Annotated in this window: 1 protein-coding gene and 1 pseudogene; one reads left to right on the top strand and one right to left on the bottom strand. The window is 59.4% G+C overall.

Translation table 11 applies throughout. The annotated features are described in order from the left end of the window. Positions 1 to 11: 11 nt before the first annotated feature. Positions 12 to 116 (top strand): annotated as a pseudogene (locus VJ369_RS19145) (helix-turn-helix domain-containing protein); the annotation flags it as partial. Between the two features lie 123 nt (positions 117 to 239). On the opposite strand, the gene VJ369_RS05025 reads toward VJ369_RS19145, so the two are convergent. After that, positions 240 to 1778, bottom strand: a complete 1539-nt coding sequence (locus tag VJ369_RS05025) for an ISKra4 family transposase (protein ID WP_324091025.1) — start codon at positions 1776 to 1778, stop codon at positions 240 to 242. Positions 1779 to 2056: the final 278 nt, after the last annotated feature.

Here is a 2056-nt window from a genome sequence, read left to right as displayed (position 1 = left end):
TGCTGTCGGTGATGCTGGGTGTACGGCGGTCCAGTGTCACGGACGTGGCGCGCCAGCTCCAGCAGCAAGGCCTGATCCAGTATCAGCGCGGCATCATCCACGTGCTGGACCGTCCGGGGCTGGAAGCGGCCAGTTGTGAGTGCTACGGCCTGATCCGCCGGGAGATAGATCGCCTGCTTGGCCCGGCGCACCTCGACGGGCGGTCAGGGGAGGGGTGTGACCGGCTGCCCTCGGCGACTTCATGCCGCGAACGGCAGCTCCCCCTCCTCAAGAGTTTCAATTGGTTCGACGAACTCGCGATACGGGTACAAACGTTGGGTTTCCTTCTCAATGCGATACCGCATGAAGTCGTCCCAATCCCCATTCAGGTAGGTGCTGCGCACGTCCAACATCGCTTGAGCACTCTCGATCGTCCAACGCATCCCCGAGCGCTCCATCCGGTCTTTGACAAAATGGCGACACGCTCCCTCGATAACCCCAGAGGCGATGGGATAGCCCGCCGCGAGATAGACATCGTAACGCATGCGATGCGCATTGTTTTCGAGGTAGCCACAAATCTTGGCCAACTTTGCCCGTTTCTTGCCTCTCAGCTTGCGCTTGGTGCCCATCTGCCGAAGGCCGGAGACCACCGAGTGCACTTCACCTTGGAGCATGCGAAGGACCCGATCGTATACAAAGCCCAGGGCTTGCTCCTCATCGCGACCGTAGAACAGATGCGCGGCGTCCCATATCCGTGGGGTGGCATGCAACAGGTCGAGAATTTCCATCGTATTGGCTTTTGGTAACTCACGTTGACCAGCTTCCCACAGCGACTTTTGCCCATCCATCAACAACAGGATGGGCTGGTCAGCCCTTGGGTTGCGCCGGGCCACTTCCTGCCTCAACCAGCCAAAGGTTTCCTCCGTGGCCGACACCACCTGGTTCTCTCGCTCGTGAGGCAGACTCGCCCAGAGACGTTTATGCTGGGGTACTGGACGATCGGACGGTAGCGGGTCGTCAGCCGGGCTGCGAAACAGCGACTCGGCGACCTCTTGCGGTGTACGGACAAAAGGATCAATCGTGTACACGGTGCCCACCACCGCCATCTTCTTGCGGTGCGCTTTGGGTGCCGCTTCCCGATCATGCGCTTGAATCGGCATCTCGGCAGCGGGCCGATGCAGGGGAATCCCCTTGCCATCGGCACTGACCACGCACAACGCCCCTTCGGCCTCTGGCTCGGGAGCCGGGCGGGACTCCCGAAACGGGCGCACCGTCTCAGCCATCTTCAGGTTCATCCGCTCCAGACTATCGACCGCGGGATGCACGTCCAGGATACGCCTCAGCGTCTCGGGCACCTGACGATAGGCGTTCTCAACCGTGAAACTTTGTGCCCAATCTTGCCGCAGGTAAGAAAAGTCACTCTCAGGCAGCTGTAACTGCGTATCAAAAGACACGTACGCAATCTTTTGCCCTTCGCGGGTGCCATACACCACCCGCTCCAGCTCAAATCGACCAAAGACCGACTGATACACCCGAGGATGAAGCCTATCCAGGCGACGAACTTCCTGTCCACCTGGCAACACGACAGTCTCTCCCACGTCACCGGGTCCCACCAAGCGAAACAACAGCCCCAGAGCCTTATGGCCCAGTTGCAAGACCCGCTGCCAAATGCCCGCTTCCGCCTCATGTGCCGCGATGCCCTGTCGGGCAGACCTGGCTACATAGGCTTTGAGGTCATTCAAGGCGAGCTCCAATTCATCATGGTTGCTATCGCTACAGGGTTGCGTCATGCTCTCCATCACGCGGCTCCTCTGGTTCGCGGGGTATATCCATGTTTCTTACCCCACTTTGACATCGGGGAGCCGATTTTTCCATGCCTTATTGCTCTATCTTTCTGTATTTCACAGGGCGACGCTGAGATGGCAGATGAGAGCGGCCGACCGGTCACACCCAAATCCGGTAGTGATAGCACGGCTAGGTTCTCCCCTGGGCGTCCCCATGGCTATCTGGTTCTGGCCGATCTGGGCCACTGGAGTCGCTGGTCAGACCGTTGGCGAAGGTATGGGGTAAAGAGAGC

Source organism: Glutamicibacter sp. (assembly GCF_035257265.1).
GTDB lineage: Bacteria > Actinomycetota > Actinomycetes > Actinomycetales > Micrococcaceae > Glutamicibacter.
The sequence above is the reverse complement of the archived record's forward strand: the minus strand, read 5'-3'. Positions and strand labels throughout refer to the sequence as shown.

Bases quoted from the DNA above. Each gene is read 5' to 3' on its own strand.
- VJ369_RS05025 (WP_324091025.1), bottom strand. From the start codon at position 1,778: ATGGAGAGCATGACGCAACCCTGTAGCGATAGCAACCATGATGAATTG.